General features: G+C 63.1%; 9 protein-coding genes and 2 pseudogenes. 6 read left to right on the plus strand and 5 right to left on the minus strand.

Annotation, left to right across the window (positions count from 1 at the left end; translation table 11 throughout):
* Nucleotides 1–117: 117 nt before the first annotated feature.
* Both IVA82_RS04615 and IVA82_RS04620 read right to left on the minus strand, forming a co-directional pair.
* Complete coding sequence (locus IVA82_RS04615; RefSeq protein ID WP_247390956.1) at nt 118–627, minus strand: hypothetical protein; 510 nt, start codon at nt 625–627, stop codon at nt 118–120.
* A 182-nt stretch (nt 628–809) separates the two neighbouring features.
* Nucleotides 810–1,304, minus strand: a complete 495-nt coding sequence (locus tag IVA82_RS04620; RefSeq protein ID WP_247390955.1) for a hypothetical protein — start codon at nt 1,302–1,304, stop codon at nt 810–812.
* 123 nt (nt 1,305–1,427) lie between these two features.
* Here IVA82_RS04620 and IVA82_RS04625 point away from each other — a divergent pair, with 123 nt between their 5' ends.
* Nucleotides 1,428–2,399, plus strand: coding sequence for a LysR substrate-binding domain-containing protein (locus tag IVA82_RS04625; protein ID WP_247390954.1), 972 nt, complete (start codon nt 1,428–1,430; stop codon nt 2,397–2,399).
* Nucleotides 2,400–2,464: 65 nt separating this feature from the next.
* Here IVA82_RS04625 and IVA82_RS04630 read toward each other — a convergent pair.
* A pseudogene (locus tag IVA82_RS04630) lies at nt 2,465–3,307 on the minus strand (AraC family transcriptional regulator); the annotation flags it as partial.
* Between the two features lie 251 nt (nt 3,308–3,558).
* On the opposite strand from IVA82_RS04630, the gene IVA82_RS04635 reads away from it, so the two are divergent.
* A complete protein-coding gene (locus IVA82_RS04635; RefSeq protein WP_247390953.1) occupies nt 3,559–3,993 on the plus strand; it encodes an antitoxin Xre/MbcA/ParS toxin-binding domain-containing protein in 435 nt (144 codons plus the stop codon).
* On the plus strand, nt 3,990–4,475 hold the full coding sequence (locus IVA82_RS04640) for an RES domain-containing protein (RefSeq protein WP_247390958.1): 486 nt from the start codon (nt 3,990–3,992) through the stop codon (nt 4,473–4,475). Before IVA82_RS04635 ends, IVA82_RS04640 begins: the two co-directional genes overlap by 4 nt.
* Nucleotides 4,476–4,580: 105 nt before the next feature.
* Here IVA82_RS04640 and IVA82_RS04645 read toward each other — a convergent pair.
* Both IVA82_RS04645 and IVA82_RS04650 read right to left on the minus strand, forming a co-directional pair.
* A pseudogene (locus tag IVA82_RS04645) lies at nt 4,581–4,768 on the minus strand (SDR family NAD(P)-dependent oxidoreductase); the annotation flags it as partial.
* Between the two features lie 110 nt (nt 4,769–4,878).
* Entirely contained in the window at nt 4,879–5,442 is a 564-nt protein-coding gene (locus tag IVA82_RS04650) for a TetR/AcrR family transcriptional regulator (RefSeq protein ID WP_247390952.1), read from the minus strand.
* 110 nt (nt 5,443–5,552) lie between these two features.
* Between IVA82_RS04650 and IVA82_RS04655 the strand changes: the two genes are divergently transcribed.
* From IVA82_RS04655 to IVA82_RS04665, 3 genes are all read left to right on the plus strand, one after another.
* On the plus strand, nt 5,553–6,341 hold the full coding sequence (locus tag IVA82_RS04655; protein WP_247390950.1) for an SDR family oxidoreductase: 789 nt from the start codon (nt 5,553–5,555) through the stop codon (nt 6,339–6,341).
* A gap of 61 nt (nt 6,342–6,402) precedes the next feature.
* Nucleotides 6,403–7,524, plus strand: a complete 1,122-nt coding sequence (locus IVA82_RS04660; RefSeq protein WP_247390948.1) for an alkene reductase — start codon at nt 6,403–6,405, stop codon at nt 7,522–7,524.
* Nucleotides 7,524–8,525 (plus strand): NADP-dependent oxidoreductase, encoded by a 1,002-nt coding sequence (locus IVA82_RS04665; protein WP_247390945.1) that lies wholly within the window; start codon nt 7,524–7,526, stop codon nt 8,523–8,525. Before IVA82_RS04660 ends, IVA82_RS04665 begins: the two co-directional genes overlap by 1 nt.
* The last annotated feature ends 318 nt before the right edge of the window (nt 8,526–8,843 follow it).

Raw genomic sequence — 8,843 nt, forward strand, 5'->3', positions numbered from 1 at the left:
CCGTTTGGCCAACGCGATCGCCAGAACCCTGCCGCGATGCCCGTGTTGCGGCCAAAGCAAAATGCGACCGCGCCGAAATTTGTGACGCAGTAGAACTAGCATACTGCACGGAAATCCTCATGGGGCTTTCATCGCGTCGGCGGCCGCCCGAGGGCGTGCCAGAAGAATGAATGCGGCGACGTGCGTGATCATCAGCAGCGGCACGTAGATGATCGGGATCGCATAGGCGGCGCCCAGCCACCCGGCGTGCTGGGGAAGGCCGATCTGGATGGCGTTGTAATAGTTTAGGACGAGGTCGATCGTTCCTACGACATTGAAGGCGGCGACGAACGGCCAGAACAGCAGGCGCACCCTCACTGCGAGGAGCGCCAACATGGCCAGCACCCCAGTTGCAAAGTCGCCCCAGGCGGCGAACACCGCGAAGCCGGCGGGCAGGTCCGGACTGACGACACCGGGAAGGATGAAGACGAGCCCGAAGAAGCGGAAGCTGTGCAGCGTGGCGATGGCGCGGTGCGCCTCAACCCTGTCCATCGACTTGAGCCAGGGCCAGACGTAGGCGCCAAAGCAAAGCAGCCAGGCGACATAGCCCAGGACGAGGTGAATCCGAAAGAGAGATTCCATAGCCATTTTGGTCTCCGATCAAGTCACGTGAACGACCAAGCGAACCGCGAGGGCCGAAAGGCCGCTCTCCGGAATCACTGGCAGCGCGTAGATCAACCACGTCCACAGCACCGTGAAAGCGGTCATCCAAAGCAGGCTGCTCCGGGCCGGAGACGGCGGGACGGAGACAGCGGGAACGGCATCGGTGGTCATCGGCGGTCCTTGATGTGAGGCGCGTCCCGGTTGCGGGCGCTCAGGGATTGGCCATGAGCAGGCGAAGCGGCAAAAGCGGACCGACCGCGATGTACTCGTGGTCCATCAGGTCCTGCTTGGCCGAATGGGAGGCCTTCCATGATCGTCTCCGCTTCGGCAACATCGCTAGTTGCGAGCAAGAGGACGACGCCGCGACCATCGCCGCGCGAATACCACTCACGGATCTTGCCACTGAGATAGAGCTGCACGGTCTGCCGGATTTCAGCCGGCATGACGGTCATGACCTGTTCGCGTGTGACGCCCGCCTTCACGGTCAGGATGACCATCACCCCGGTGGTTACGGGCGAGGTGGCTTGTGCTTGTTCCTGTTTTTGGGCTTGCGCAAGTGATGGATGGGCCATGGAAGCGACTCCTATGAGAGTTAGGGCGACAGCCAGCGCGACGTTACGCACGGCTTTGATCCGGCTTGTTCGTTCGATCACGGCGATCACCTTTGCTTCGAGATCACGAAGGCGTTGCGAACGTTTGGCCCGACATCAGCAACGCGCCTTATTTGTGCCCCGGCTGTAAGACCGCTTTCTGCGAGCGACTATTCGCGATAATGTCGACAGGTTATGAAGCGAAACTTCACAGTCCGGCGGGGCGCGCTCGACGGCGTCGAGGCGTTCCTGAGCGTTGCCCGGCACCGCAGCTTTCGCAAAGCGGCGGCGGAGCTCGGCGTGACGCCGTCGGCGATGAGCCAGGCGGTGCGGGCGCTCGAGCTTCGTGTCGGTGCCGCCCTTTTCATCCGCACCACGCGCAATGTCGGCCTGAGCGAGGCCGGCGAACGATTCCACGCGCGAGCACGGCCCGCTTTCGAGGAGCTTGTCGCCGCAAGCGATGTCGCCCGTGACCTCGGGCAGCGGCCTTCCGGATTGTTGCGCCTCACGGTGCCGCGGGCGGTGGTGCCGATCCTGCTGGAGCCGCTGATCGCATCCTTCTCCGAGGCCTATCCGGAGGTCGAGGTCGAGATCGCCGTCAGCGAGGGGCTGGTCGACCTCGCCGCCGGCGGATTCGACGCCGGCGTCCGGATGGGCCAGTTCATCGCGCCCGACATGATCGCGGTGCGGCTGGCGCCGCCGTTTCCGTTCGTGGTCGTCGGCAGCCCCAAATATCTGCGCCGGCGCAGCACGCCCGAGCAGATCGACGATCTGCGCCAGCATGCCTGCATCCGGATTCGCCGCTCGAACGGGACGATCGCACCGTGGTCCTTCGTCAGCGGCAACAAGCCGATCGAGGCGATCGTTTCAGGGCCGCTCATCGCCTACGACTTCCCGACAAAGCTCGGTGCCGCCCTCGAAGGCATGGGACTTGCGCAAGTGCCCTCGCCGATCGCGACCGGGCCTGTGAAGGCGGGAAAACTCTTGCAGGTTTTGCAGCCGTTCGCGCCGATGACGCCGGGCGTGTTTCTCTACTATCCAAGCCGCCACCAGATGATGCCGAAACTGCGAGCCTTCGTCGATCACGTGAAGCGCCGCTCGGACACCAGCCATGATGCCCGAGCTCAACCGGACGACAGGCGGGCGCGCGGCACGAAAAAGCGCTGAGGGCGCGTATTGTGGAGCCCGCGCTTCTTGCAATCGGAAGGACAGGCCGCCGTCGGAGGCCGCTGTTTCAGCGGCAAGAAAACGTCCGCGACCGTCTCATGCTCCGGCACCTCCGGAAAGAAGCTCAGCCGCTGGCAATAGATCGGGAAGTCGCGTGCTTCCTCGCCGCTGGCCGGAAGCCAGTCGCGATAAAGATAGAGCGCGGCGGGCTCCAGATTGTCGGTGTAGCCGACGACGCGCAGCACCGCGCAGCGTCCGCCCGGGATCTCGCCGGCTTTGATCTCTTCGCCGTTCGCTTCGATCGGCCGGTCGGTCCCGACACAGAGGTCCGTGCTGTACTTGGCCGGCGACGCAGGACGCCGCTCGGACCGCGAGACATTGAAGGTCGGACTTGTGCTGGGGTGCAGGCCCGCTGCCTTGCGCCACGCGATGAACCGCCGGATGGTGGCACCGAGCGTCGCCGGGTCGCCCCGATGCTCCATGATCGCCACCTTCGTGGGCGGCACGTCCCGTATCGTCACGTTGTCACTTGTAAAAGTCTTCATGAGCTTGTTCCTCGCATTGTCGAGAGGCCCGAAGGCCGCAAGCCACGGCTCCCAGTCGGGAGAGTTGCGGAACGACGCCGGCGATTGCCCGAACCGTTGCCGAAAGGCGCGAGCGAAGGCGTCCGGTGCGTCGTAACCGGCATCCATCGCGATGTCCGTCACGCTTTGGGCGTCTGTGTAGGCCAGCAGGTAGGAAGCACGCTTCATACGGGCCAGCTGGACGTAGCGATGCACGGACCGCCCGAAGGTCGCCGTGAACTGCCGATGGAAATGAAACCTCGAGAACGCCGCAACACCGCTCACCGTTTCCAGGTCCAGATCATCGTCGAGATGCCGGTCAATGTGTTCCAGCACTCGCCGCATCCGGGCCTGATAGTTTTTGCAGCGCCGCCTTCATCGTCCCTCCTCCGTGGCGGCTCCATTTAGTCGCGGGCGGCCATGACGTGCTCGACCGATCTTGCGGAGGTCGTGTGATGTGATGGGATGGCGGGCATCCCGCATTGCCACCGGGTCCTCACGCGCGCGGGCAATGCCCACGACGGGATCAGGCACTGAGCGCCATTGACGGCGCCTCATCTGAGGCATATATCTGCCTCAACTGATATGAGGCGCCCATGGGCAGCCAAGGTGCAATCCTCGCCGACCTGCTTGGCATCAAGCCGAGGACGATCGAGACGACCCTGACGTTGGCCTCCTCCGTGGAGAAGGGCCTGCCGGTGTCGGCGCTGGACAAGCTCGCCGGGCGCATCTCGCCGCTCGACGTGCGCGGCTTCGCCTATCGCGTGGTGCCGAAGCCGACGCTGGAACGCCGCCGCAAGCACAAGCAGCCTCTGACGACCGATGAGAGCGACCGGCTGGCGCGCGTTGCCAAGGTCTTCGCCATTGGCCTTGAAGTGTTCCGCGACGAAGCGAAGGTGCGCGACTTTCTCAACCGGCCGCATCCGATGCTGGACGACAAGGTCCCGCTGGACCTTGCGCTCGCGACCGGTCCCGGCGCCGATGCGGTGATGAATCTGCTCGGACGCGCGGCCTATGGCGGCGGCGTCTGAGCGTGCAGAAGAGCGATCGCGTTCTCAGATGCTATCGCATCGGCGATCCCGACGGCGCTTTTCCGATCTATGACGCAGAGGGGGCACGGCTCTATCCGGGGCGCTGGAATACGCGCACCAGTCCGGTGATCTACACCTCCGAGCACTATTCCACCGCGATGCAGGAAAAGCTGGTTCACGCCAATCTGGTGATGCCCGCCAACCAGCATTTCATCGAGATCACGATTCCAAACGGTGTCTCGTACGAGGTCTTCCAGACCGCCGCCCATCCCGGCTGGGACTCGCGCAGCGAGACGATCTGCAAGACATTCGCGCAAACCTGGTACGAGGACAAACGCTCGGCGCTGCTGATCGTGCCGTCGATCCCGGCTCGGCTGGAGCGCAACTTTCTGATCAACCCGGTGCATCCCGACGCCGAGGGCATCACTCACACGATGCCGGAGCCGGTGTGGTGGGGCGCGCGGCTTTATGGGCGTGCGTGAGGCAGCGACGTTGCTCGCGTCTGACCACGCGGGTGGAAGCCGCCCTTGTGAAAGCCGGCCTTGCATCGCGATTTCGAGTTTCGTGCACCGTAATCTCGTAATTTCAACGTCACCCGCGAGAAATGTCGCGCCCCCCCAGCACCTTTGATGCCTTCAACGATCGTTTGCAGCTCGGTGGCGCGACGAGCCCCGAGCACCACATCGGCGCCTTCGGACGCGAACAGCGACGCCACGGCAGCGCCGATACCGCTGTCGGCGCCGGTTATGGTGATCGTCTTGTTTGCAAGTTCCACGGCGAGACCCTCCTGATGTCAAAAAGGAGCCGAACAAGACATCAGGCATCCGCCAGCCCGCCACCCGTTTCCTGAATTGAACGCGGGATCGCATCGTCGCGCCATAGCGATCATGTGACTGACATCCGGCTGGTCCCGGCTTTGATCCAGGCTCGCGTTTGCTCCAGGACTTCATCCGAGAGCGCGGGATCGTCGATCGCTCGGGCGAGGATCACCGCGCCCACCATCGCCGCCCAGCTTCCGATCGCTGCGCGGCGTCTGTCTGCGGCATCCAACTGCGGGAGCGCCTTGCTGACACGATCGATCTGCGATCGCAGACCTGCTGTCATGGCCGCGCGTGCAGCCGGAGTCTGATGGCGGATGTCCGCGGCAAGTCCCGCCATCGGGCAACCACCGGCGGCATTGTCGCGATGCCGAGGCGAAAGATAGTCGTCGAGATAAGCGCCGAGATCGCCCCCACCGCCTGCATCCACGGCAAGGACGTGGGCAAGGGTTTGGGTCACCAAGTCGTCCTTCGAAGCGAAATGTCCATAAAAGCCGCCGTGGGTCAGGCCAGCTGCTTTCATCACCTCCGCAACGCTGACTGCGTCGAACCCCCTCTCACGGAACAGCCGGCTGGCCGCATCCAGGATTCGGCGGCGGTTCTCCGCCATCTGCTCTCGACTGACCTTCATCTCAAAATTCTCCGCCGGCTCCGTTGACATTTACATGACGGTCATCATATTAAGCGCCAATCATGATGATCGTCATGAATATAGGTTTCATCAGAGAAGAGAGCAATCCCATGGCAACTATTCCGTTAGTCCTCATCACCGGCGCATCCACCGGCATCGGAGCCGCCTATGCCGAGCGCTTCGCGCGCCGCGGGCACGGCCTCGTGCTGGTTGCCCGTGACGTGGCACGAATGGAAGCTCTGGGGGCCCGTCTGCGTCGGGACTACGGAGTGGCGATCGACATCATCCAGGCTGATCTCACGCAATCTGCCGAGCTTGCAGCGGTTGAGGCAAGGCTGCGCGATGACGCCAAAATCGGGATTCTCGTCAACAACGCTGGGACGGCGATCGGCGGCACCTTCATCGAGCAGAGCACCGATGACGTGGCGCGGCTCGTTGCGCTCAACACGACCGCGCTTCTGCGGCTTGCCAGCGCCATAGCCCCGCGTCTTGCGAAGGCAGGCGAAGGGGCGATCGTCAATATCGCCTCCGTGGTCGGCTTGGCGCCGGAGTTCGGCATGACGGTCTACGGCGCAACCAAAGCCTTCGTATTGTTTCTGTCGCAGGGGCTGAGCCTCGAGCTCGCGCCGAAGGGTGTGTACGTCCAAGCCGTGCTTCCCGCCACGACGCGAACGGAGATCTGGGGCCACGTCGGCGCCGACATCAACACACTCTCCAACGTGATGGAGGTAAACGATCTGGTTGATGCGGCGCTGGTCGGCTTCGACCGCCGCGAAGCGGTGACGATCCCGCCGCTTCCCGATGCCGGACAGTGGGACGCGTTTCAGGCCGCGCGCCAGGCGATGCTTCCAAACTATCGGAACGAACATCCCGCCGAGCGCTACCGCACGGTCGCCTGAGCACCAACGAAGCCATATCGACAACCACCCGCGCCGCAGCGGGGACAAACACAGGTGACCCATGACGAGCAAAACGCTGTTTGAGCCCCATACTCTCGGCTCGCTGACCCTCTCCAATCGGATCGTCATGGCGCCCCTGACGCGCAATCGCGCTGGCCCGGGCTTCGTTCCCAGCGATCTCGCCGCGGAGTATTACGGCCAACGCGCGTCAGCCGGCCTGCTGATTTCCGAGGCCACCCAGATCTCGCAGCAGGGACAGGGTTACCAGGACACGCCCGGCATCTACTCCCAGGCTCAGATCGACGGCTGGCGCACGGTCACGAACGCGGTTCACGCCAAGGGCGGGCGGATTTTCCTGCAGCTCTGGCATGTGGGCCGGGTCTCGCACGTCGACCTGCAAGACAACGGCGCCGCGCCCGTGGCGCCCTCGCCGATCCGCGCCCGCACCAAGACGTTCGTCCACAACGCCTTCGTTGACGTGTCAGAGCCCCGTGCGCTGACGCTCGACGAGATTCCGGGAATCGTGAGCGACTTCCGGCGAGCGGCCGCGAATGCCGTTGCGGCCGACTTCGATGGCGTCGAGATTCATGGCGCCAATGGCTATTTGCTGGATCAATTCGCCAAGGACGGGGCCAATGTCCGCGCCGATGCTTACGGCGGATCGGTCGAGAACCGCGCCCGGCTGATGCTGGAGGTTACGGCTGCGGTCGTCGAGGAGATTGGCGGCGGGCGCACCGGAATCCGGATCTCGCCGGTATCGCCGGCCAATGGCGTTTCGAGCAGCGATCCTCAGGCACAGTTCGACTACATCGTCGATCAACTCGATGCCTTGGGCATCGTCTATATCCATGTCGTCGAGGGCGCCACGGGCGGACCGCGGAATGTCGCACCATTCGACTTCGGATCGCTGCGACGGCGGTTCAACAACACGTATATTGCAAACAACGGCTACGACCTCGAACTCGCAGCTTCGTGCCTCTCGGCGGGCAAGGCGGACCTGTTCGCCTTCGGTCGACCTTTCATAGCCAATCCCGACCTCGTGGACAGACTGAAGACCAGCGCGAAGCTGGCGGAGTTTAATCCGGCGACGCTCTATGGCGGTGGCTCCGCCGGCTATACCGACTATCCCACCATTGCAGCCGCAAGCCGCCCTGAGAACAGCCGCCCTGAGAACAGACCGTGATGAAGGCTTTCATCCTCGACAGATACAAGAAGAAGGATGCCCTGCGCTTCGGCGACATGCCGGAGCCGACGTTGCGGGACGACGATGTTCTGGTCGAGATTCACGCGGCCGGGCTCAATGTTCTGGATTCCAAGATTCGGGATGGAGAGTTCAAGCTCATCCTGCCCTATCGACCGCCGTTTGCCCTCGGGCACGACGTGGCCGGAATCGTGGTTCGGATCGGATCCAAAGTCCGTCGCTTCAAGCCGGGTGACGAGGTCTATGCCCGGCCGCGCGATGGCCGGATCGGGACGTTCGCGCAGTACATCGCCGTCAACGAAGTCGACATGGCTTTGAAGCCGAAAAACCTCAGCATGGAGGAAGCGGCCTCCATCCCCCTCGTGGGCCTGACCGCCTGGCAGGCGCTGGTCGAGCTGGCCGAATTGAAGAAGGGGCAGAAAGTTCTCATCCATGCCGGCTCAGGCGGCGTGGGCACCCTCGCCATCCAACTGGCGAAGCATCTCGGCGCGATGGTCGCGACGACGACGAGCACGGCGAATGTCGAACTGGTCAGGAGCCTCGGCGCCGATGTCATCATCGACTACAAGAGGCAGGACTTCGAGAAGGTCCTGTCCGGCTACGACGTGGTGTTGAACAGCCTGGACGGCGACACGCTGCAAAAATCGCTCAGCGTGTTGAAGCCCGGCGGCAAACTGATTTCTATTTCCGGCCCGCCCGACCCCGATTTCGCCAAAGACCAGGGACTGAACTGGTTGCTGCGTCAGGTTGTGCGTCTTCTGAGCTTCCGCATCCGAAGCAAGGCCAAGCGCCGCCGCGTCAGCTATTCGTTCCTGTTCATGCGCGCGAACGGCGATCAGCTGGGCCAGATCGCATCGCTGATCAAAGCCGGGATCATTCGCCCGGTCGTGGACCGGATCTTCCCGTTCGAAGCGACCAACGACGCCTTGGCCTACATCGAGACGGGTCGCTCCAGGGGCAAGGTCGTCGTCAAGATCCGATAGGCGAAGAGTATGACCATGCTGCAAGCCGGCAAGGTAACCAATTGGATCGACACGCCAGAGGCCGGTGTGGTCGGACGAGCGGCTTTACGGGCGGAGTTCGTGAGGCAGCGATGTTACTTGCTCCGCTGGATCGGACATTGGTGATGCGAGGAATTGCCGACGAATGAAAGTCGGCCTCGTGAAAGCTGGCCTTGCATCGCGGGATTCGGAGTTTTGTGCACTGGACTGCACCCCTGGAATGAGACACGATAATTTCTGTGACAGGCTCATTTCGAGGATGACCTGTGGCAGCAAAAGCAAAGAACCGTCAGTTTCCGA

The organism is Bradyrhizobium sp. 142 (genome assembly GCF_023074015.1).
GTDB lineage: Bacteria > Pseudomonadota > Alphaproteobacteria > Rhizobiales > Xanthobacteraceae > Bradyrhizobium.